Raw genomic sequence first — 21,469 nt, forward strand, 5'->3', positions numbered from 1 at the left:
ACTAAGCTTATCTTCGTCGAATCCTCCATCCTTATGAAGCTCTATTACTCACTCACCAGCCCTTATGCCCGCAAAGTTCGTGTGGTCGCTGCCGAAAAACGGATTGATATCGAGATGGTGCAGGTGGTGCTCTCTGACCCTGACTGTCCCGTGCCTGACCATAATCCCTTGGGCAAGATACCCGTTCTGGTGCTGGATGATGGGGAGAGCATTTTTGATTCGCGCGTGATCGTCGAATTTCTGGATCACCGTACCCCGGTGGCTCACCTGATCCCGCAGGATCATGGGCAGAAAATTCGCGTTCGTCGCTGGGAAGCCCTGGCCGATGGCGTGTGCGATGCCGCCGTGGCGGTGATCATGGAAGGTCGCCGTGCGCCTGAAAAGCAGGATGCGGCTGCGCTGGAAAAACAGATGGGTAAAGTCACGCGCGGCCTTGCAGCCATGAATGATGAACTGGGCGCGGCCAAATGGTGTGTCAACGGCAACTTCAGTCTCGCGGACATTGCACTGGGCTGTGTGCTGGGCTACCTGGATCTGCGCTATGCCCATCTTGGCTGGAAGGACACCTACCCCAACCTGGCACGGCATTATGCGGCCATGCTGCAACGCCCCTCGTTCAAGGATACGATGCCACCCGCCCAATAATGGCTTGGCAGGCGGCGGTGCTGGAGAGTCCAGTGCTGCAGCCTGCCGATCTTCAATGCTGGGACTTCCAGGTCATTTCTTCCGCCCCAGCTTCAAATGCCGCTGCCATCGAGCAGTCCAGCCATACTTTCTATCAAACGGTGCCAGTCAAACTGCGCGGGTAATGATGCCACCACCCAAACACACCTGACTTTCATAGACCACGGCGGATTGCCCCGGCGTGATCGCCCATTGCGGCTGCCCGAAGCGGATTTCTGTTTCGCTTTCTTCCAGGCGATCAATCTCGCAGGGTGCATCTGGCTGGCGATAGCGGGTCTTGGCCGCATATACCCAATGCGTTTCCGGCGCTTCGCCTGCAATCCAGTGCAATTGGCTGGCCACCAGGCCATCGTTGCATAGCAGCGGGTGGTCATGGCCCTGCACGACGATCAGCACATTGCGCTGCATATCCTTGCCCGCCACAAACCACGGCTCGCCATTGCTTTCACGCGAGCCGCCTATTTTCAGGCCCTGACGCTGACCCAGTGTGTAATACATCAGGCCTTCGTGTTCGCCCACCACTTTGCCTTCCGGCGTTTGCATTTCGCCGGGTTCGCGCGGCAGGTAACGATTCAGGAACTCGCGGAACGGACGCTCGCCGATAAAGCAGATGCCGGTGGAGTCTTTTTTGCCTGCCGTGACCAAGCCTTCGCGATGGGCGATTTCACGCACCTCGCGCTTCAGCAGGCCGCCCAGCGGAAACAGGGTTTTGCTGAGCTGAAGCTGGTTAAGGCGATACAGGAAGTAGCTTTGGTCCTTGCTACCGTCTTCTGCCTTTAATAGCTGGAACAAGCCGTTTTTCTCGCGTACTTGCGCGTAATGGCCGGTGGCGATCAGATCCGCGCCCAGGCCCATGGCATGATCCAGAAAGGCCTTGAACTTGATTTCCGAGTTGCAGAAGATGTCCGGATTCGGCGTGCGGCCCGCCTGATACTCTTCCAGAAAGTTCTGGAAAACACGTTCTTTGTATTCCTTGCTGAAGTTAACCGCTTCCAGCTCAATGCCGATCTTGTCGGCGACCGCCGCGGCGTCTATCAGGTCCTGCTTGGCCGGGCAGTATTCATCGGTGTCGTCGTCTTCCCAGTTTTTCATGAAAAGACCCACGACGTCATAGCCTTGCTCCTTCAATAGCAAGGCCGTTACAGAAGAGTCGACGCCGCCGGAGAGGCCAACGACTACACGCTTTTTACTCATGGTTCACCGCGTTCCAGATGGGTAATGATGTTGAGCGGGAAACGTTGTCCCGCCAGATAATGTTCGATGCAGGTCAGCACCTGCGGGCTACGATGCAGCGCGCGGCATGCCTGGATTTCCTCCAGGCTCATCCACAAGGCGCGCCGTATGCCGCTATCCAGTGGCTGCTCGGGATCGTGATCGGACACTGCGCCAATAAAGGCATACCGCATATAGGTAATGTCTTTTTGCGGATGGTGCCACTGATAAATGCCGAGCAGGGCTTGCGGCTCAAAGCGGTAGGCGGATTCTTCGCGGGTTTCGCGGATCACGGCTTCCAGCAGCGATTCGCCACGCTCCAGATGACCGGCCGGCTGGTTGAAGCGCACGCCGTCGGCGGTGTCTTCTTCTACCAGCAGAAATTTGCCGTCCTGCTCAACGATGGCGGCGACAGTGGTGTTGGGTTTCCAGACCATGCAATTGCTTGAAAAATTGCATATTTTACCGCGCTTGCTACGGCTTAGCCATTCAAACCGGGAAAAAGTCCGCTAACACCCTGCGCAATGAACTCCACCGCCATCGCTGCCAGAATCAGGCCCATCAGGCGGGTCACGATGTTAATCCCCAGTGTCCCCAGCTTGTGGGCAATCGCCGAAGACAGTCGCAAGGTCAGCCAGATCAGCAGGCATACCGCGGCTACCGGCACAATCAATGACACATGCCCCCAGAAACCGGAATGCTTTTGCGCCGTGATGATCATGCTACTGATGGCGCCCGGCCCAGCCAGTAGCGGAATGCTGAGCGGCACGATGGCGATGACCTCGCGCTCGGCGACTGCCTGGGCTTCTTCCGGCGTCTGCCGGGCGTGGCTTTGCTTGCCGTGCATCATGGAGATGGCGATCAGCATGACCAGTATGCCGCCACCGACCTGAAACGAGGGGATGCTGATGCTGAAAAAATCCAGAATGCCGTTGCCAAGAAACGCCGATGTCATCAGTACAACAAATACCGTCAGCCCAACTGTTTTGGCAGTGCGTGCGCGATCTTTGGGACTCCAGCCATCGGTAGCGCTGATAAAGATAGGCACGCTGCCCACCGGGTTGACGATGGCAAACAGGGCAATGCCGGTTTTGAACAGGTAGGCCCATTCGCTCATAGCTTCAGATTCTCCGTGACAGGCTTCGGTTGGTGGTTTTTGTAGACATCAGTTAGTATTTGTCACCATTTGATTATAACTGCCGCACAAGGTTTTATGCCCTCTGTATTGATTCCACTGGCCCATGGCTGTGAAGAGATGGAAGCCGTCATCGTGATGGACATTCTGCGTCGCGCTGGCGTGGATGTTGTGGCGGCCAGTTTGACGCCAGGCCCGGTGGTCTGTAGCCGGGGAACACGCCTGCTGGCGGATGCCTTGCTGGATGAAGTATTGCAGCAACCATTCGACATGCTGGTATTGCCCGGCGGCATGCCAGGTTCCGAGCACTTGAAAAATGATGCGCGCATTCAGACACTGCTGACGCACTATGCTGCAGAAGGCCGCTATATTGCCGCCATCTGCGCGGCGCCCATGGCCCTGCATGCGGCCGGATTGCTTGAAGGCAAGCGCGCAACCAGCTTCCCCGGTGTGCTGGATCAGTTGCCGGGCACGCATCACTATGTGGAAGATGCCGTGGTCAGGGATGGCAACACCGTCACCTCACGCGGCCCCGGCACGGCGATGTCGTTTGCGCTGGCGCTGGTGGGCTTGTTGTGTGGCGAAGCCAAGCGTCAGGCGGTAGAGGAACCCTTGCAACGATCATGATGAAAAAACGCCTATACCTGGCATCGCGTTCTCCGCGCCGTGCCGAGCTGCTCCAGCAATTAGGCCTGGAGACGATATTCATGGCGGCCGATGTGGATGAGTCGCCGCTGCCTGATGAAGCCCCCCACGATTATGTGCTGCGCCTGGCGCGGGCCAAGGCGGAAACCGGCCTCGCCGCATTGCAGGCGCAGGGGGGTGAAGCCCTGCCCCTGCTCGCGGCGGATACCACGGTGGCGATTGATGGGCTGATACTTGGCAAGCCGGAAGACGATGCGGATGCCCGCGCGATGCTGTTGCGCATGTCCGGGCGCTGGCATGAGGTGCACACCGGTGTGGCTGTCGCCTCGGCATCGGGCGTGCATGTCCGCTTGTCTACCACCCGTGTGGAGATGACGACGCTGGACGAGGCCACCATTCAGGCTTACATTGCCACCGGCGAGCCGCGTGACAAAGCGGGGGCCTATGGCATCCAGGGCTTGGCCAGTACTTTTATTCGCCGTATTGAAGGCAGCTATTCCGGGGTGATGGGCTTGCCGGTGTTTGAGACGTCCGAACTATTGAAGCAGGCAGGAATTTCCGTGTTGTGAACGTCATGCATGCATGGCAGAGAGCTGGTAAATGAGTGAAGACATTCTGATCAACGTGACCCCGCAAGAAACGCGGGTAGCCATTATCGAGCAGTGCATCGTGCAGGAGCTGCATATCGAGCGCAATACCTCGCTGGGTCTGGTGGGCAATATCTACCGGGGCCGCGTCTGCCGGGTGTTGCCGGGCATGCAGTCTGCGTTTGTCGAGATCGGCCTGCAGCGCGCGGCATTTCTGCATGTGGCAGATGTGCTGGAGTGCGCCAATAGCGACAAGGACAAGGAAAAAACCATCCAGGAAGTGCTGCACGAAGGCCAGCCCATCATGGTGCAGGTGATCAAGGAGCCGATAGGGACCAAGGGTGCGCGCCTCACTACCCAGATCAGCATAGCCGGGCGCTTTCTGGTGTATCTGCCACAGCAGCAGCATATCGGCGTGTCGCAGCGGATTGAAGACGAAGCCGAGCGCGAATTTCTGAAAGAGCGGTTGCTGAAACTGTTGCCGGAAAACCGGCAGGGCGGTTACATCATACGCACCATGTCCGAGACCGCCACCGATGATGAATTGCTGGCGGATGTGGATTATCTCAACAAGGTCTGGAGCAATATCCAGGCGGCCAGCCATGGCGCGGCAGACCGCTCGCTGGTGTTTCAGGATCTCAGCCTGCCCATGCGCGTGTTGCGCGATGTGGTGAATGAAGACACTGACCGCGTGCTGGTCGATTCGCGCGAGACTTACCAGAAGCTATTGGAGTTTGGTCAGCACTACGCGATAGGTGCGGTGAAAAAGCTGGAACATTACCAGGGCGAGCGCCCGCTGTTTGATATGTACCACGTCGAGCAGGAAATCGAGCGTGCCATGTCGCGCAAGGTGGAGATGAAGTCCGGCGGCTATCTCATTTTTGACCAGACCGAAGCGCTGACCACGGTGGACGTGAACACCGGCGGTTTCGTCAATGGTCGCAGTCTGGCCGATACCATCTTCAAAACCAATCTTGAAGCGTCGCAATGTATTGCCCGGCAGCTGCGCCTGCGCAATCTGGGCGGCATCATCATCATCGACTTCATAGACATGGATGAGGATGAACATCGCGTGGCGGTGCTGGATGAACTGAAACGCGCACTGGCCAAAGACCGCGCCCGTACCGGTATCAGCGGATTCTCGGCACTAGGCCTGGTGGAAATGACGCGCAAGCGCACGCGCGAGAGTCTGGCGCATATTCTGTGTGAACCATGTCCGGCCTGTCAGGGGCGCGGTGAAATCAAAACTGCGCAAACCATCTGCTATGAAATCCTGCGCGAGCTGTTGCGGCATGCCCGCCAATTCACGGCGCGCGAGTTGCGCGTGCTGGCCTCGCCCAAGGTCATTGATCTGTTGCTGGATGAAGAGTCGCAGAGTCTCGCCAATCTGTCGGACTTTATTGGCAAGCCGGTGTCGCTGCAGGCCGAAACCCAATATCCGCAGGAAAACTTCGACATCATCCTGATGTAAGGCGGCATGCTTGATAAATAAAAAAACGGCGCGACCATCTGATCGCGCCGTTTTTTATTGGATATCTGCGAAGAGACTGTAGCTTAGAACAGCTTGAGGAATTGCAGCTCCAGTGGCGCCACGACCAGCATCAACAGCAATTGGGCGATGATGAAGACCAGAATCGGCGTCAGATCAAAGCCCCCTACCAGCGGTACCCGATTACGCAGCGGGGCCAATATGGGACGGGTCAAAGCATCCAGCACTGGAGTAATCACCGTGTAGGGATTCACCCAGCTCAGGATAGCCTGCAGGATAACGGCATACAGGAAGATATAAATGCTGAGCTTGATCAGCCCGACCACGGCGAGACCCACCAGCGCAATCCATACGCCACCGCCTGCAACCATCAGCGGAAAGTCACTCAACCATAATGAAGCGAGCTTCAATATCAGCTGGGCGACAAAAGCCACGATCAGCGTGGAGATATCCAGTCCGCCCCAGCCAGGAATCACCCGGCGCAGCGGCTTGACCGCAAAGTTGGTAATGGCCACGACGAATTGCGATGCCGGGTTTTTGAAAGGCGCGCCAGTCAGCTGCAGGTAAAAACGCAGCAGCGCGGCCAGGGTAAACATGCCGAGTATGGTTTCCAGCAGAAATTGCAAAGCGTTGGCGATCATGTCATTCCTTACCTAATTGGTCGCCCAGCTCGGCAGAGCGGGCGGCAGCAGCGTGAGCTGCCTGAATAATGGCGTTTTTAACCCCGGCGGTATCCATGGAGAGCAGGGCGCGTTCGGTGGTGCCGCCTTTGGAAGTCACCTGCGCACGCAACGTGGCGGGCGTCTCGCTGCTCTGGGCGGCGAGGGCGGTTGCTCCGGCAAAGGTCTGCAGGCTGAGCAAGCGGGCGTCTTCTGCACTCAAGCCCAGCTCCAGCGCGGCTTGCTGCATGGCCTCTATGAAATAAAACACATAGGCGGGGCCGCTACCGGAGATGGCGGTGACCGCATCCATTTTCTGCTCGGCGTCCAGCCACACGGTTTTCCCCGCGGCCTGCATGATGGTGTCGGCAATGTCTTTTTGTGCGGCGCTGACGGCAGGCAAGGCGTACAGGGCGGAAATCCCCGCCTGTATCTGCGCCGGTGTATTTGGCATGACGCGCACGATGGCCTGGTAACCGCCAAGCCAGCGCGCCAGATCCTGGCTGCGGATACCGGCGGCAATCGAGATTACCAGCTGCCCATGCAGCAGGCTACCCAGAAAGATCGCCAGGTCGCGCAGTTGCTGCGGCTTCACGGCCAGCACAATGACATCGGCACTGCTCACGCTGGGCAGTTGCTCGGTCACATGCACACCATATTCTGCGTGCAGTTGCTGGCGCTTGTCGGCATCCGGCTCGATGACGCTGATGGCATCCATGGCGTAACCATTGCTCTGCAGGCCGCCGATAAGGGCGCGCGCCATATTGCCGCCGCCGATGAAACTGATTTTTGTCATGGTTTATCGTTCAGTATTTAAAGTGTTTTGCGTTGCACTGCGTGTTGCGGTTGTCCTGACATGCGCTCCCCGCGGGTCATGCCGTCGCTGCCTTCGCCGGACGTGGGCCGAAAATGGCCGAGCCCACCCGCACGATAGTGGCGCCTTCGCCTATGGCAACCGGAAAATCTTCCGACATGCCTATCGACAAGGTATCCAGCGCGATGCCTTGCTGCCTCAGCGCATCATACAGGGCGCGCACCATTCTAAACTGCGCACGTTGCAATTCCATATCGGGCGTAGGGGCAGGTATCGCCATCAGACCGCGCAGTTGCAGGCGCGGCAATTGGGTGATGGCACTCGCCAAGGCGTATGCCTCCTCTGGCGCAATGCCGCTTTTGCTTTCCTCATGGCTGACATTCACTTGCAGGCATATCTGCAGTGGGGGCAGCTCCGCTGGCCTGGCGGCGTTCAGTCGCTCGGCAATCTTGAGCCGGTCCACACCATGCACCCAGCTAAAGTGCTGGGCGATAGGCTGAGTTTTGTTACTCTGGATGGGGCCGATGAAATGCCACTCAATCGGCAGGTCTTGCAGCAGCGCCTGTTTGTTCAGGGCTTCCTGCAGATAATTCTCGCCAAACCGTTGCTGACCAGCGGCCCATGCATCGCGGATGGCATCGGCGTTTTGCGCCTTGCTGACGGCCAGCAGGGTAATCTCCTGCGGGTCGCGTCCAGCGGCCGTGGCCGACTGACAAATACGGGCTTGCACGGCTTGCAAGCGTTCTGTGATTGCGCTCATAATCCATTCATCATTTTTATAAAATTATAGCAGGAGCCTAGGGTGGATATTTCGGATTTGTTGGCGTTCTCGGTTAAAAACAAGGCTTCTGATTTGCATCTTTCCGCCGGTATGCCACCCATGATCCGGGTGCATGGCGACGTGCGCAAAATCAACCTGCCGTCCATGGATCACAGCCAGGTGCACGACATGGTGTATGACATCATGAACGACGGCCAGCGCAAGATTTACGAAGAAACCCTGGAGTGCGATTTCTCGTTCGAGATTCCCAATCTTGCCCGTTTCCGGGTCAATGCCTTTAACCAGAATCGCGGTGCGGGCGCGGTATTTCGTACCATCCCCTCCAAGATTCTGAGCATGGAAGAGCTGAACTGTCCGCCTATCTTCCGTGAAATCGCGCAAAACCCGCGCGGCATCGTGCTGGTGACCGGGCCAACCGGTTCCGGCAAATCCACCACGCTGGCGGCCATGGTCGATTTCATCAATGAAAACGAGTACGGCCATATCCTGACGGTGGAAGACCCGATTGAGTTCGTCCACACCTCGAAAAAGTGTTTGATCAACCAGCGCGAAGTCGGTCCGCATACCCTGTCGTTCTCGAATGCCTTGCGCTCAGCGCTGCGTGAAGACCCTGACGTGATTCTGGTTGGCGAAATGCGCGACCTGGAAACCATACGCCTGGCCCTGTCGGCCGCTGAAACCGGCCACCTGGTGTTTGGCACCCTGCATACCAGCTCGGCGGCCAAAACCATAGACCGTATCGTCGATGTATTCCCCGCGGCCGAAAAAGAAATGGTGCGCTCCATGCTCTCTGAGTCCTTACGGGCGGTGATCTCGCAAACACTGTGCAAAACCAAGGATGAGCAGGGCCGTGTTGCCGCGCATGAGATCATGATAGGCACGCCGGCCATCCGTAACCTCATCCGCGAGAACAAGATTGCGCAGATGTATTCCGCCATCCAGACCGGGCAGAATGTGGGCATGCAGACGCTGGACCAGAACCTGCAGGAGCTGGTGAAGCGCAATATCATTTCGGTGGGCGAAGCCCGTGGCAAGGCTGCCAACAAGGAATCCTTCGGCGGCTAAGCAGCTTTTCGTACGATTATTCAACGCGTTTATTTAAGGTAGTCTTCCATGGAAGAAGGTCAGGCAGAGAAGTTTGTTTTTGATTTGTTGCGCATGATGATTGCCAAGAAAGCCTCTGATCTGTTCATCACGGCGGCCTTTCCACCGGCAATGAAGATCGATGGCAAGATGACGCCCATGAGCAGCCAGCCGCTCACCCCCCAGCATGTGCGCGAGATTGCCCGTGCCATCATGAACGACAAGCAGGCTGCCGAATTTGAAGCGACCCGCGAATGTAACTTCGCCATCAGCATGCCGCGTGTGGCGCGGTTCCGGGTCAATGCCTTTGTGCAGCGTGGCTCGGTCGGCCTGGTGTTCCGTACCATTACCTCGGCCATTCCCAAATTTGATGATCTGCATCTGCCCGAGGTGTTGAAGGAAGTCTCCATGACCAAGCGAGGTCTGGTGATTCTGGTCGGCGGTACCGGCTCTGGTAAATCCACCACGCTGGCGGCGATGATGGGCTACCGCAACGAAAACAGTTACGGTCATATCATCACCATTGAAGATCCGATTGAATTCATACATGACCACAAAAACTGCATCGTGACCCAGCGCGAAGTGGGCGTGGATACCGATAACTGGTTTGCCGCGCTGAAAAACACGCTGCGCCAGGCACCGGATGTGATCATGATCGGCGAAATCCGCGACCGCGAAACCATGGACTACGCCATTGCCTTTGCCGAAACCGGCCACCTGTGCATGGCGACCCTGCACGCCAACAGCACCAACCAGGCGCTGGACCGTATCATCAACTTCTTCCCTGAAGAGCGTCGTCAGCAATTGCTGATGGATCTGTCGCTGAACATGCGGGCCTTTGTCTCGCAACGCCTGATCCCCAAGCGTGATGGTCAGGGCCGTGCGGCGGCGATTGAGATCATGCTGAATTCCCCCCTTATTTCTGACTTGGTGCTGAAGGGCGAAGTGCATGGCATCAAGGAGATCATGGCGAAGTCACGCGAACTGGGCATGCAGACCTTTGACCAGGCCCTGTTTGATTTGTATGAGCGCGATGAAATCACCTACGAAGATGCGCTGCGCAATGCAGACTCCATCAACGATATCCGCCTCAAGATCAAGCTCGAAGGCAAGGATGCGCAAGATCGCGATATGTCCTCCGGGCTCGATAAACTTGGAATAGTCTAGCTTTCAAACGCTGTAGTGATTGGTGCTGGTCATCTGGGGGAACGAACTTTGCCCTGACTTCGCTTACCAAAGGATATGGCGGCTGATATACGGATTGGTATTTCTGGTTGGCGATATCCTCCCTGGCGTGGCGTCTTTTATCCCGAAGACCTCACGCAGGCGCGGGAGCTTGAGTTTGCCTCCCGTGCGCTGCCCAGCATTGAGCTGAATGGCTCGTTTTACGGATTGCAGCGCCCAACCAGTTACCAGCGCTGGTATCAGCAAACTCCCTCCGATTTCATCTTCAGCATTAAAGCCACGCGTTATGTCACGCATATCCTGCGTCTGCGCGATATTGAGACTGCCATGGCGAATTTTTTTGCCTCCGGTCTGCTAGCACTCAAGGAGAAGCTCGGTCCCATCCTCTGGCAATTCCCGCCCAGTTTTAAATTCGATGCCGCCCTGTTCGAGCATTTCCTGCAACAGCTGCCACGCGATACCCATGACGCCGCTGCGCTGGCCCGCCACCATAGTCCGGAAATGGCGGGCAAGACATGGTTTGAAGTGGATGAGAAGCGGCGCCTGCGGCATGCGGTGGAAATACGGAACTCCAGTTTCGAGCATGCGGAATTCATTGCCTTGTTACGCCAATATGGAGTGGCGCTGGTCGTGGCGGATACCGCAGGCAAATGGCCGTACATGGAAGATGTGACGGCAGATTTTGTTTACCTGCGCTTGCATGGCGATGCGGAGTTATACGCCAGCGGCTATGGCGAAGAGGCCTTGAAGCGCTGGGCGAAACGTATCAGCCAGTGGAGCCATGGCGATGAACCCGCTGACGCAAGTCGGGTTGCGGAAGCGGATGCTGCGCCATCTGCCAGAGCGCGGGATATCTATTGTTATTTTGATAATGACATCAAGGTGCGTGCACCGTTTGATGCTCGTAAGCTGTTGCAGGTGCTGGGCCGTGATCAGGGACTGGTGCCGCTGGATGCCTCCGCGCTGGAGAATGCGGTAAAGCCGCCGAGGAAGCGGGCGCCCCGCCGGCAATCGATAAAAAAATAACGCCAGCCGATGTGGCTGGCGTTTTTGCGATCTGCGGCCATGGTCAGGCCTCGAACGAATTTATGTGGCCTGATAAACCAGCTGGCCGTTGACCAGGGTATAGCGTACCTTGCCCCGCAAGTGCAGCCCCAGGAAGGGGGTATTTTTGCCCTGGCTTTGCAGCGCATTGGCTTCCACTTTCCACTCCTGTGCCGGGTCAAGCAGACAAAGGTCGGCGTCTGCATGCAAGGATAACTCGCCCGCTGGAATATCCAGTATGGCCGCTGCCTTGGTGGTGACGGCGGCAAGAGCCTGGGTCAGCGGAATATTCTGCTCATCAGCCCATTTGCATACCAGGGGCAACAATAACTCCAGCCCGGTGGCCCCGGCTTCTGCTTCCCCAAACGGTTGCAGTTTGGCGTCGTCATCCACGGGCGTGTGATCCGAGCAAATGGCATCAATGGTGCCGTCGATGACGCCCTGACGCAGGGCATCGCGATCGCGCTGGCCGCGCAATGGCGGACGCAGGTGGCAGTTGGGGTCAAAGTATCCGATGTCATGCTCTGTCAGGTGCAGGTGGTTGATGCTGACGTCGCAGGTAACAGGCAGGCCTTGCCGCTTGGCTGCGCGCACCATTTCCACACCTTCCGCCGTCGAGAGGCGGCACAGGTGGATGCTGGCGCCTGTTTCGCGGGCGATGGTCAATATGCTGGCAATCGCCAGCGTTTCCGCTGCCGCCGGGATGCCTTTGAGGCCGAGGCGGCTGGCGACTTCGCCGTCGTGGGCTGTGCCGCCGCTGGCGAGGTAAGGTTCTTCCGGCCGCAGCCAGATGGTATAGCCGAAGGTGGCAGCGTACTGCATGGCGCGCCACAACACCTGGGTGTCGGTAATCGCGACATCGGCTTGCGAAAAACCTACACAACCGGCCTCGGTCAGTTCGGACATTTCAGTCAGCTGTTTGCCCTGCAACTGGCGCGTAATGGCGCCCAGCGGATACACATGGGCCAGGTGCAATTGCTTGGCCTTGTGCTTGAGCATTTCCACCAGGCCGGGTTCATCCAGCACCGGATCGGTATCGGGCGGGCAGGCCAGGCTGGTAACACCGCCAGCAACGGCGGCCTGCATTTCACTTTCCAGCGTGGCTTTGTGCTCAAAGCCGGGCTCGCGCAGGCGGGCGGACAAATCCACCAGTCCGGGCAACACCAGCAAGCCGCTGGCATCCAGAGTCTGTGTCGCTTCGAAGCCAGCAGGGCCGCTGCCTATGCCGACGATCTTGCCTGCGGCAATGTAGATATCCTGCGTGGTGTCGATGTTGTTTTTGGGGTCGATCAGGCGCCCGTTTTTAATCAGTATTTTCATGCGCTGTTTCCTGCAAGCATGGACATGACCGCCATGCGTACGGCGATACCATAAGTGACCTGGGGCAATATCACGGATTGTTTGCCGTCAGCGACGGCGGAGTCGATTTCCACCCCACGGTTCATGGGGCCGGGATGCATGACAATGGCGTCCGGTTTGGCCAGGGCCAGTTTTTCCGGGGTCAGGCCATAACACTTGAAGTACTCCTGCGCGCTGGGCAGCAGGGCGCCACTCATGCGCTCGTTCTGCAGGCGCAGCATCATGATCACATCCACATCCTTCAGGCCTTCGCGCATGTCGTGATACACCTGCACGCCCAGTTTTTCTACGTGCTGCGGCAGCAGGGTCTTGGGCGCGATGACGCGCACTTCGGGCACGCCCAGCGTGGTCAGGGCATGAATCTCGGAGCGGGCCACGCGGGAATGCAGCACATCCCCTACCAGCGCCACGCGCAGGTTGTGCATGTCCGGCTTGTAGCGGCGGATGGTGAATACATCCAGCAAGCCCTGGGTCGGGTGCGCATGGCGGCCATCACCGGCATTGATCACGTGGATATGCGGCGCCACATGCTGCGCGATCAGGTGGGCAGCACCGGATTGCGCGTGGCGGATGACGAACATGTCGGCGTGCATGGCCGTCAGGTTGTCTATGGTGTCCAGGATGGTTTCGCCCTTGGATTGCGAGGAGGTGTTGACGTTGAGGTTGATCACGTCAGCGGACAGGCGCTTGGCGGCAATCTCGAAGGTGGTGCGGGTGCGGGTGCTGTTTTCGAAGAAGATGTTGCACACGGTTTTTCCGCGCAGCAGCGGCACTTTTTTCACTTCACGCTCGGCCACCCCGACAAAAGATTCCGCGGTATCCAGAATCTGGTTAAGGATGGCGCGCGGCAGGCCTTCGGTAGACAGCAGGTGTCGCAGCTTGCCATCCGGGGTAAGTTGGGGGTTAAGCATCAGAGGCTGTCTTTCAGTTCAAAATGGAAACGGCCGTCTTCCGATTGCAGCAGTTGCAAGTTCTGGCTTACGGGCAGTGGAATATCCGCCGCGACAATCTGCGGCACGATGGGCAACTCGCGGCCACCCCTGTCCACCAGCACCGCAAGGCTGATGCTGGCCGGGCGGCCGTAATCAAAGAGCTCGTTCATGGCAGCGCGTATGGTGCGGCCGGTATGAAACACATCGTCAACCAGGATGATGTGCTGATCCTGTACATCAAAGGGAATCTGCGATGGCTTGTTTTCGGCACGCAGGCCACGCTGGTCGAAATCATCCCGATAAAACGAGATATCCAGCGTTCCGCGTGCCACAGGGCGGCCCAGCAGTGGCAGCAGGCGGTCTACCAGCCAGACGCCACCACTGTGAATACCCACCAGTGCAGTGTTGTCGGTGATGAGCGGTTTCAGCTTTTGCAGCAGCACCTCAAAGGTGGCTTCGGCGTCAGGCAGTATCATGGCGATGTGCTCTATTCATGGTGTCATTGGCTCCCCGCATGCGGTTGCGCGACGGAGAGGGAAGACAATGTGTCAAAGTAGGATTGCAAGATATGTTGGGCGGCCACCTGATCCAGCATGACTTTCTGCTTGCGGCCATATACGCCGCTTTCATTCAGCGAGCTGCTGGCTTCTGCCGAGCTCAGGCGCTCATCTATCATGACCACGGGCAAACCAAAGCGGCCATCGAGCCGACGCGCAAACTTGCGGCAGAGCAGGCTGGTGGCATGCTCTTCGCCCTCAAGCGACAGCGGCAGGCCGACGATCAGCACCGTGGGGCGCCATTCGTTGATCAGCGTGGTAATGGCGGCAAAGCGCACATCGTTGGCTTCACTTTCGATGGTGGTGAGCGGGTGCGCGATGCCCAGCAGGTGTTCGCCTACGGCTACGCCTATGCGTTTTTCGCCAAAGTCAAAAGCCAGCGCCGTTCCCTCTGAGGTGAGCAGCAATTGCTTGGCGGGATCGTTGTTGATGGTGTTGAGGCGAGGGGTGGCGGTCTGCATGCGCTCAGGCAGGAAGAGAAGTAGGGGCCATATCAGGCATGCCCGGCCTCTTCCGAAAGCTTGGCAAAATCAAGCCCCAGCAGTTGCATGGCCGCGGTGAGTTTGTTTTCACTGGGCAGGTCAAACAATACCGTGTCGTCGGCAGGGACGGATAACCAGGCATTCTGTGCCATTTCCTGCTCCAGCTGCCCGGCAGCCCAGCCGGAATAGCCCAGCGAGATGAAGATTTTTTCTGGCCCCGTGCCATTGGCGACGGCTTCCAGCACATCTTTCGAGGTGGTGAGCGTCGTCTTGCCATTGATGGAGATGCTGGACTGCCAGTCACCGGGCGGCTGATGCAGCACAAAGCCGCGGTCTATCTGTACCGGTCCGCCAAAGTGCACGGCACTGGCGGCCATCTCGGCATCGTCGAGCGACAGGTTGATCTGGCTGAACAGCTCCTGCAGCGTCATCTCGGTCGGGCGGTTGATCACGATGCCCAGCGCACCATCCGCATTGTGCTCGCATATATAGGTGACCGACTTGGCAAAATTGGGGTCGGCCATGGCGGGCATGGCAATGAGAAAGTGATTGGTAAGATTGACGTTTTCCACGGTTCCAATTATCGCATAAATATCAGGTCGGGGAAGCTTCCAGATAGCCAACGACTTCCAGCCCGAAGCCGGTCATGCTCGGCATTTTGCGCGGGGCTGCCATCAGCCGCATTTTGCGCACGCCCAGGTCGAGCAGGATTTGCGAGCCTATGCCGTAATTCCGCAGATCCTGCTTGTGCCGGATGGACTGATCCGCACGCTGGATGCGGTCTACCAGATCACTGCCGTGTTCGTCACCACGCAGCAGTATCATCACGCCGCATTCGGCCTGGCTGATGGTTTCCATGGCTTTCAGGGTATTCCAGGAGTGCGAGCAGCTGGAACTGTCGAGCAGGTCGAATACCGACAGCGGCTCGTGCACGCGCACCAGCACTTCTTTCGATTCATCTGGTGCGCCTTTGATCAGCGCCAGATGGGTCTGGTCATTGATGCGGTCTGTGTAGGCAATCAGTTGCAGCGGGCCGTAAGGCGTCTGCACCGTGCGCTCGGCGCTGCGCTGTACCAGGCTTTCGGTCTGGCTGCGGTAGTGAATCAGGTCGGCAATGGTGCCGATTTTGAGCTGGTGTTCGCGCGCGAATTCAATCAGGTCAGGCAGGCGGGCCATGCTGCCGTCGTCCTTGAGGATTTCGCAGATAACGCCGGCGGGCTCCAGACCAGCCAGGGCGGCAAGGTCACAACCCGCTTCGGTGTGACCGGCGCGTACCAGGACGCCACCATTTTCTGCCGTGAGCGGGAAGATGTGCCCAGGGCTGACAATGTCGGCCGGGCTGGCGTTGCGGGCAACGGCAGCCTGCACTGTGCGTGCGCGGTCTGCGGCCGAAATGCCGGTGGTGACACCTTCGGCGGCTTCAATCGAGACGGTGAAAGCGGTGCCCAGCGGCGCGCCATTTTTCTGCACCATGGGTGGCAGTGCCAGCTGCTGGCAGCGGTCTTCGGTCAGGGTCAGGCAGATCAGGCCGCGACCATATTTGGCCATGAAGTTGATGTGCTCGGGCGTGGTGAATTGCGCGGCCAGTACCAGATCACCTTCGTTTTCTCGGTCTTCCTCGTCCACCAGAATGACCATGCGGCCCTGACGAATGTCCTCGATAATGTCTTTGGTCGGGCTGATCACGCACTTTCTCCTTCGGTTTTCCATTGCGCCATGCGCTCTACGTAACGGGCGATCATGTCGACCTCCAGGTTCACCCGACTGCCCACGCCCAGGCTCTTGAGCGCAGTGACTTCGATGGTATGGGGAATCAGGTTGACGCTGAATACATCACCATCGACGTTGTTCACTGTGAGGCTGACGCCATCAATGGTGATGGAGCCCTTGATGGCGATATAGCGCGAAATGGCATGTGGCGCGCGCACGGCCAGCAGCATGCAATCTCCCGCAGGCTCGAACCGCACCACCTGACCGACGCCATCCACATGGCCGCTGACAATATGACCGCCCAGACGGTCGGAAAAGCGCAGGGCTTTTTCCAGATTGACGGGTTTGACGTTATCCAGACCGACCGTGCAGCTGAGGGTTTCGCGCGAGACATGCGCCTGAAAATGGCTGGGACTCAGGCTGACGGCGGTGAGGCACACGCCATTGACGCAGATGCTGTCGCCAATGGCAACATCACCAAGATTCAGCGCGGTGGCGTCTATCGTCAGCTTGACATCGCTGCCGAGGGTGTCGACTTTTTCGATACGGCCTACCGCTTGGATGATTCCGGTAAACATGAGAGTGTAAGGGCTCCAGAATGTAAAGGTTTGCTATGCCTGCCCGGGCGCGTTGATGCCAACGGGCAAGACATGCTGTTTATGCTGATCACAGCCTTGCATAATTTTAGCAGAATGGCGCCTGTTCCCTGCTAGAATTCGGCGCTATGGCTATTAAATTCACTACATTGCCGTACGAGATTTTCGTCGGTCTGCGCTATACACGCGCCAAGCGTCGCAATCACTTCATCTCCTTCATTTCCATGACCAGCATGATAGGCATAGGCCTCGGTGTGGCTGCGCTGATTATCGTGCTGTCGGTCATGAATGGTTTTCAGGAGGAGTTACGCTCGCGCATTCTGGGCGTAGCTTCGCATATGCAGATCAGCGGCGTCGATAACAAGCTGGCCGACTGGCCCATCCTCGCCAAAGAGGTGGAGCATGCGCCCCATGTGCAGGCTGTAGCGCCTTACATAATGGCGCAGGGCATGCTTTCCTACGGGCAATCGGTGCAGGGCGCGATTGTGCGTGGCGTGCTGCCGGTGGATGAAGACCGGGTGGCGGATCTGGGCCGCCATATGCGCGCAGGCAAGCTGACCGATCTCAAGGAAGGCGAGTTTGGCATTGTGCTGGGGGCCGAGCTGGCGCAATCTTTAGGCGTGATACTGGGCGACAAGGTCGTGGTGCTTGCGCCACAAGGCCAGTTCACGCCAACGGGTATCGTGCCGCGCATCAAGCAGTTTCGCGTAGTAGGTATTTTTCAGATTGGCATGTACGAATACGATGCGGGCCTGGCCTTGATCCACATGGCGGATGCCGCCAAGCTTTATCGCATGGGCAGCGATGTCTCCGGCGTCCGGCTGAAACTGGATGACCTGTTTGCTGCGCCGCGTGTCACCACAGCACTGGTGGCGCAATTGCAAGGCAAGGGTAATTATTACATCAGCGACTGGACCGAGCAGCATGCCAACTTCTTTCGCGCCGTGCAGATGGAAAAGCGCGTCATGTTCATTATTCTGGCGCTGATTGTCGCGGTGGCGGCCTTTAATATCGTTTCCACGCTGGTGATGGCGGTGACCGACAAGCGCGCCGACATTGCCATCATGCGTACCTTTGGCGCCAGCCCCTCCAGCATCATGCAGATTTTCATTGTGCAGGGCGCGCTGATCGGCGTCATCGGCACGGTTTTTGGCGCGATTTTCGGTGTGGTAATTGCGCTCAATATCGAAACCATCGTGCCCTTCATCGAACGTACTTTGGGTATCCAGTTTTTGGCCAAGGACGTGTATTACATCAGCGAGCTGCCATCGCACCTGCTGTGGGGCGATGTCGCGGTGATTACTGTCATGTCTTTTATATTAAGTCTGCTGGCCACGCTTTACCCAAGCTGGCGCGCAGCGCGCATCAATCCGGCGGAGGCTTTGCGTTATGAGTAATGAAGTGATTGCATGTAGCGCCTTGCGCAAAACCTATGCCGGACTGGATGTCGCCGTGCTGAATGGCATTGATCTGCATGTGACACAGGGCGAGCAGGTCGCGATTGTGGGCACCTCCGGCTCTGGCAAAAGCACGCTGCTGCATCTGCTCGGCGGGCTGGATGCCGCCAGCGCTGGCGAAGTGCGGGTGATGGGGGAAAAACTGGCAGACCTCAGCGAGGCGCGCCGCGGTGAGCTGCGTAACCATGCCCTGGGCTTTGTCTACCAGTTTCACCATCTGCTGCCCGAATTCACCGCGCTGGAAAATGTCGCCATGCCCTTGTTCATCCGCCGCATGCCGCGGACAGAAGCGCTAGCGGCCGCTGCCGAAACGCTTACCCAGGTCGGGCTGGCGCATCGTCTGGAACATATGCCTGGCGAGCTTTCCGGCGGCGAGCGGCAACGCGCTGCGGTAGCGCGGGCGCTGGTGACCAATCCGCGTTGCATACTGGCGGATGAGCCGACGGGCAATCTGGACAGACACACGGCCAATGCGGTGTTTGATCTGTTGCTGGAGCTGAATGCGCGGCAAGGCGTCAGCCTGGTGGTGGTCACGCATGATCTGGAGCTTGCCGCCAAGATGCAGCGCCAATACCGCTTGCAGGATGGTCAGCTGATCAGCACCGGTGCTGATCATTCTTCGTCTGTTTCCGTTTGACCCTGCCCTGACGTGATTACCCTGGCGCTCGCGTTTACTGCCGGCGCCTGGGTACTGCAACAACTCCCTTCTCTCCCTGCACTGTGGCCGGTCGGCCTTTTACTTATATTACTGACAGGTCTTTGCTGGTATTTGCCTGCGCATATTCGGCGGGTGTTTCTATGCCTGCTTGCCGCCGTATGCGGTTTTGCCTGGGCCGCCTGGCTGGCGCAGGCGCGCTTGGCCGATGCCTTGTCTCCGGAATGGGAGGGTCGTGATATTGCGGTGGTGGGGGTGGTGGCTGGCTTGCCCGAACAGCGCGAACGTGGCGTGAGTTTTGCGTTTGATGTTGAGCAGGTATTGACGCCGACCGCCAGAGTGCCAAATCGCATCTCGCTGAATCTTTATCGACACAATGCCTTTGGGTCACGAGATTCCAATGGAGCAGGGAGCGCATCGCCAGCGGTGAAGCAGGCCGCCATACCGCAAATACACGCCGGTGAGCGCTGGCAATTGACTGTCCGGCTCAAGCGTCCGCATGGCAGTGTGAATCCGCATGGCTTTGATTTTGAACGCTGGGCATTGGAAAACGATCTGCAGGCATTCGGCTATATCCGCACACGCAGCGAATATCGGCGCGTGGACGATATGGTGTGGCGCCCGGCCTATGTGGTGGAGCGGGTGCGTGAGCACCTGAATGCACGCATCGCCCAGGTCTTGCCCGGAAGGCCCGCCATGCCGTTATTGCAAGCGCTGGTGACGGGTGATGATAGCGGCATCACCACTGCAGATTGGGATGTGTTTTTGCGCAGTGGTGTGAACCATTTGATCAGTATTTCCGGTTTGCATATCACTATGCTGGCCAGTCTGGCGTATTGGGCCGTGTATGCGGGCTGGCGCCGCAGCTACCGGCTGAATCTGCTGCTGCCAGCACGCAAGGCAGGTGTCATCCTGGGCTGGTTGGTGGCATTGCTTTACTCGCTGGTGGCCGGGTTTTCGGTGCCCACCCAGCGTACCTTGTACATGTTGACGGTGTTTGCCATTGCCTTGTGGCTGGGGCGGCGATTCGGCATTGCAAGGGTACTGGCGTGTGCCTTGCTGGTCGTGGTGCTGATCGACCCCTGGGCGGTGATGGCACCGGGTTTCTGGTTATCCTTCGGTGCAGTGGCGGTGATGGCGTTTGCCGGAGCATATCGTGTCGGCATGCTGGACAAATGGCGCCAGGCGGTGCATGCCCAGTGGGCAGTGACGCTCGGCTTGTTCCCCCTTTTGCTCCTGCTGTTTCAGCAAGTATCGCTGGTGTCGCCGCTGGCAAATGCCATCGCCATTCCAGTGGTCAGTCTGGGCGTGGTGCCCATGGCCCTGGCCGGTACCTTGTTGCCGATTGATAGTCTGCTTTGGCTGGCGCATGCCTTGATGCAGTTTGTTACCCAGGCCATGCATTGGCTCGCCGTATCGCCATGGGCAGTATGGCAGCAGCAAGCGCCCCCTGCGTGGTCGCTATTGCCCGCCATGGCGGGTATTTTCTGGATGCTGTTGCCAAGAGGATTTCCCTTGCGTTGGCTGGGGTGGATGGGCCTGCTGCCCATGCTGCTGATCCGCCCGGAGCCGCTGCCGGATGGCACCATGCGCGTGGTGATGTTGGATGTGGGGCAAGGCATGGCAGTGGTGGTTCATACCGCCCGGCATACCTTGCTTTACGATACCGGGCCGCGTTACTCCGCGGAAAGCGATGCTGGGCGGCGCGTTATCCTGCCGTATTTGCGTGGAGAGGGCATCGTCCGGCTGGATGGGCTGATCGTCAGCCACAATGACAATGATCATAGCGGCGGATTACAGGCCGTGGCGGATGTGTTGTCCCCGCAGTGGATGCTGAGTTCCTTGCCTGCCGAGGCTGTTCCGCTGCAAGTCAAACAGCACAGAGCCTGCCAGACGGGCCAGCGCTGGCAATGGGATGGCGTGGTATTTGAAATGCTGTATCCGGATGTGACCAGCATGGAACAGGTGGATCTGCAGGATAACAACCGCAGTTGCGTGGTGAAGGTAAGCAGTCGCTACGGCAGCATATTGCTGGCTGGCGATATTGAAAAAAGCGCAGAGGCTCGCCTGCTGGAGGCGGCGGGTGACCGTGTGGCCGCGGATGCCTTGCTCGTGCCGCATCATGGCAGCCGCACCTCGTCTACGCCTGCATTTGTGGCGGCCGTGCATCCCGCGATTGCCCTGTATGCCGTTGGCTATCGCAATCGATTTGGTCACCCCAAGGCCGAGGTAATGGCGCGCTACCGTGGACTGGGCGCGCAGGATTATCGGTCAGATCGCGATGGCGCCATCCTGCTCGACTTTTTGTCGGTCGAGGGAATCGCCGTGCATCGCTGGCGACAGCAATCCATGCGCTATTGGTATGCGCGTGATTAAGCGCGTCTCTATACAGCCCTTGTCTCA

The 21,469-nt window shown here is 58.2% G+C and carries 23 protein-coding genes; 10 read left to right on the plus strand and 13 right to left on the minus strand.

Annotation, left to right across the window (positions count from 1 at the left end; genetic code table 11):
• The first annotated feature begins 33 nt into the window (after positions 1–33).
• The gene (locus tag FNL37_RS13700) at positions 34–645 is read left to right on the plus strand and encodes a glutathione S-transferase family protein (RefSeq protein WP_159356551.1); all 612 of its coding nucleotides are present in this window, start codon (positions 34–36) and stop codon (positions 643–645) included.
• 147 nt (positions 646–792) lie between these two features.
• Here FNL37_RS13700 and mnmA read toward each other — a convergent pair whose 3' ends face one another.
• The 3 genes from mnmA to FNL37_RS13715 are packed head-to-tail and all read right to left on the minus strand — an operon-like array spanning position 793 to position 3,013.
• Positions 793–1,878, minus strand: coding sequence for a tRNA 2-thiouridine(34) synthase MnmA (gene mnmA, locus FNL37_RS13705; protein WP_013441445.1), 1,086 nt, complete (start codon positions 1,876–1,878; stop codon positions 793–795).
• Positions 1,875–2,333, minus strand: coding sequence for an NUDIX hydrolase (locus tag FNL37_RS13710; RefSeq protein ID WP_015829484.1), 459 nt, complete (start codon positions 2,331–2,333; stop codon positions 1,875–1,877). The genes mnmA and FNL37_RS13710 overlap by 4 nt, the downstream gene beginning before the upstream one ends.
• A gap of 44 nt (positions 2,334–2,377) precedes the next feature.
• A complete protein-coding gene (locus tag FNL37_RS13715) occupies positions 2,378–3,013 on the minus strand; it encodes a YchE family NAAT transporter (RefSeq protein ID WP_159356513.1) in 636 nt (211 codons plus the stop codon).
• A gap of 96 nt (positions 3,014–3,109) precedes the next feature.
• Between FNL37_RS13715 and FNL37_RS13720 the strand changes: the two genes are divergently transcribed.
• From FNL37_RS13720 to rng, 3 genes are read left to right on the plus strand one after another with little or no spacing between them, the layout of a single operon-like run.
• Positions 3,110–3,658, plus strand: coding sequence for a DJ-1 family glyoxalase III (locus FNL37_RS13720; RefSeq protein WP_159356514.1), 549 nt, complete (start codon positions 3,110–3,112; stop codon positions 3,656–3,658).
• On the plus strand, positions 3,655–4,245 hold the full coding sequence (locus tag FNL37_RS13725) for a Maf family protein (RefSeq protein WP_159356515.1): 591 nt from the start codon (positions 3,655–3,657) through the stop codon (positions 4,243–4,245). Before FNL37_RS13720 ends, FNL37_RS13725 begins: the two co-directional genes overlap by 4 nt.
• Positions 4,246–4,276: 31 nt before the next feature.
• On the plus strand, positions 4,277–5,734 hold the full coding sequence (gene rng, locus FNL37_RS13730) for a ribonuclease G (protein WP_013441450.1): 1,458 nt from the start codon (positions 4,277–4,279) through the stop codon (positions 5,732–5,734).
• Positions 5,735–5,817: 83 nt separating this feature from the next.
• Here the strand turns inward: rng and FNL37_RS13735 are convergent, their stop codons facing one another.
• The 3 genes from FNL37_RS13735 to FNL37_RS13745 form a co-directional block, all read right to left on the minus strand.
• Positions 5,818–6,393, minus strand: coding sequence for a YggT family protein (locus FNL37_RS13735; RefSeq protein ID WP_159356516.1), 576 nt, complete (start codon positions 6,391–6,393; stop codon positions 5,818–5,820).
• A 1-nt stretch (position 6,394) separates the two neighbouring features.
• Entirely contained in the window at positions 6,395–7,207 is an 813-nt protein-coding gene (gene proC / locus FNL37_RS13740; RefSeq protein WP_159356517.1) for a pyrroline-5-carboxylate reductase, read from the minus strand.
• 76 nt (positions 7,208–7,283) lie between these two features.
• Positions 7,284–7,985 (minus strand): YggS family pyridoxal phosphate-dependent enzyme, encoded by a 702-nt coding sequence (locus FNL37_RS13745; protein WP_015829489.1) that lies wholly within the window; start codon positions 7,983–7,985, stop codon positions 7,284–7,286.
• A 42-nt stretch (positions 7,986–8,027) separates the two neighbouring features.
• On the opposite strand from FNL37_RS13745, the gene FNL37_RS13750 reads away from it, so the two are divergent.
• The 3 genes from FNL37_RS13750 (at position 8,028) to FNL37_RS13760 (ending at position 11,300) form a co-directional block, all read left to right on the plus strand.
• Positions 8,028–9,071, plus strand: coding sequence for a type IV pilus twitching motility protein PilT (locus FNL37_RS13750; RefSeq protein ID WP_013441454.1), 1,044 nt, complete (start codon positions 8,028–8,030; stop codon positions 9,069–9,071).
• Positions 9,072–9,119: 48 nt separating this feature from the next.
• Positions 9,120–10,256 carry a PilT/PilU family type 4a pilus ATPase gene (locus FNL37_RS13755; RefSeq protein ID WP_159356518.1) on the plus strand — a complete coding sequence of 379 codons (1,137 nt, stop codon included), beginning with the start codon at positions 9,120–9,122 and terminating at the stop codon, positions 10,254–10,256.
• Positions 10,257–10,331: 75 nt separating this feature from the next.
• Positions 10,332–11,300: a DUF72 domain-containing protein gene (locus FNL37_RS13760; protein ID WP_159356519.1), complete on the plus strand. Its 969-nt coding sequence runs from the start codon at positions 10,332–10,334 to the stop codon at positions 11,298–11,300.
• A gap of 60 nt (positions 11,301–11,360) precedes the next feature.
• On the opposite strand, the gene FNL37_RS13765 is transcribed toward FNL37_RS13760, so the two are convergent.
• The 7 genes from FNL37_RS13765 to FNL37_RS13795 are packed head-to-tail and all read right to left on the minus strand — an operon-like array spanning position 11,361 to position 16,936.
• On the minus strand, positions 11,361–12,638 hold the full coding sequence (locus tag FNL37_RS13765; protein WP_159356520.1) for a dihydroorotase: 1,278 nt from the start codon (positions 12,636–12,638) through the stop codon (positions 11,361–11,363).
• The gene (locus tag FNL37_RS13770; RefSeq protein ID WP_013441458.1) at positions 12,635–13,588 is read right to left on the minus strand and encodes an aspartate carbamoyltransferase catalytic subunit; all 954 of its coding nucleotides are present in this window, start codon (positions 13,586–13,588) and stop codon (positions 12,635–12,637) included. Before FNL37_RS13770 ends, FNL37_RS13765 begins: the two co-directional genes overlap by 4 nt.
• Positions 13,588–14,085, minus strand: a complete 498-nt coding sequence (gene pyrR, locus FNL37_RS13775) for a bifunctional pyr operon transcriptional regulator/uracil phosphoribosyltransferase PyrR (RefSeq protein WP_015829494.1) — start codon at positions 14,083–14,085, stop codon at positions 13,588–13,590. The genes FNL37_RS13770 and pyrR overlap by 1 nt, the downstream gene beginning before the upstream one ends.
• A 23-nt stretch (positions 14,086–14,108) precedes the next feature.
• Positions 14,109–14,627 carry a Holliday junction resolvase RuvX gene (ruvX, locus tag FNL37_RS13780; RefSeq protein WP_159356521.1) on the minus strand — a complete coding sequence of 173 codons (519 nt, stop codon included), beginning with the start codon at positions 14,625–14,627 and terminating at the stop codon, positions 14,109–14,111.
• 32 nt (positions 14,628–14,659) lie between these two features.
• The gene (locus FNL37_RS13785) at positions 14,660–15,220 is read right to left on the minus strand and encodes a YqgE/AlgH family protein (RefSeq protein WP_013441461.1); all 561 of its coding nucleotides are present in this window, start codon (positions 15,218–15,220) and stop codon (positions 14,660–14,662) included.
• Positions 15,221–15,242: 22 nt separating this feature from the next.
• Positions 15,243–16,334, minus strand: a complete 1,092-nt coding sequence (gene ribBA / locus FNL37_RS13790) for a bifunctional 3,4-dihydroxy-2-butanone-4-phosphate synthase/GTP cyclohydrolase II (RefSeq protein ID WP_013441462.1) — start codon at positions 16,332–16,334, stop codon at positions 15,243–15,245.
• Positions 16,331–16,936 carry a riboflavin synthase gene (locus FNL37_RS13795; protein WP_159356522.1) on the minus strand — a complete coding sequence of 202 codons (606 nt, stop codon included), beginning with the start codon at positions 16,934–16,936 and terminating at the stop codon, positions 16,331–16,333. The genes ribBA and FNL37_RS13795 overlap by 4 nt, the downstream gene beginning before the upstream one ends.
• Before the next feature lie 146 nt (positions 16,937–17,082).
• Between FNL37_RS13795 and FNL37_RS13800 the strand changes: the two genes are divergently transcribed.
• Genes FNL37_RS13800 through FNL37_RS13810 form a run of 3 tightly spaced genes read left to right on the plus strand, consistent with a single transcriptional unit; the run spans position 17,083 to position 21,442 of the window.
• The gene (locus tag FNL37_RS13800) at positions 17,083–18,351 is read left to right on the plus strand and encodes a lipoprotein-releasing ABC transporter permease subunit (protein WP_159356523.1); all 1,269 of its coding nucleotides are present in this window, start codon (positions 17,083–17,085) and stop codon (positions 18,349–18,351) included.
• Positions 18,344–19,048, plus strand: coding sequence for a lipoprotein-releasing ABC transporter ATP-binding protein LolD (gene lolD, locus FNL37_RS13805; protein WP_159356524.1), 705 nt, complete (start codon positions 18,344–18,346; stop codon positions 19,046–19,048). Before FNL37_RS13800 ends, lolD begins: the two co-directional genes overlap by 8 nt.
• Positions 19,049–19,060: 12 nt before the next feature.
• Positions 19,061–21,442 (plus strand): DNA internalization-related competence protein ComEC/Rec2, encoded by a 2,382-nt coding sequence (locus FNL37_RS13810; protein ID WP_159356525.1) that lies wholly within the window; start codon positions 19,061–19,063, stop codon positions 21,440–21,442.
• The last annotated feature ends 27 nt before the right edge of the window (positions 21,443–21,469 follow it).

The organism is Methylovorus glucosotrophus (assembly GCF_009858335.1).
GTDB lineage: Bacteria > Pseudomonadota > Gammaproteobacteria > Burkholderiales > Methylophilaceae > Methylovorus > Methylovorus glucosotrophus.